This window comes from Salmonella sp. NW884 (assembly GCF_051700745.1).
In the GTDB taxonomy this organism is placed as follows: domain Bacteria; phylum Pseudomonadota; class Gammaproteobacteria; order Enterobacterales; family Enterobacteriaceae; genus Salmonella; species Salmonella enterica.
The window spans coordinates 1-247 of the sequence record NZ_JAMMDE010000061.1; the positions used below are offsets into that span (position 1 = coordinate 1).

Annotated in this window: 1 rRNA gene; it reads right to left on the reverse strand. The window is 53.8% G+C overall.

The features are described from left to right. Positions 1–247, reverse strand: a 23S ribosomal RNA gene (locus NA197_RS23530); the annotation flags it as partial.

The window sequence follows — 247 nt, forward strand, 5'->3', positions numbered from 1 at the left end:
AGCATTCGCACTTCTGATACCTCCAGCAACCCTCACAGGCCACCTTCACAGGCTTACAGAACGCTCCCCTACCCAACGAACGTATCCTTAAACCGACTCGACTTTGTATACGCTTTGACGTCGCTTCGCTCCGTCAATCGTAACCCGCTGAATCGCTTTAAGTGATACGTTCGCTGCCGCAGCTTCGGTGCATGGTTTAGCCCCGTTACATCTTCCGCGCAGGCCGACTCGACCAGTGAGCTATTAC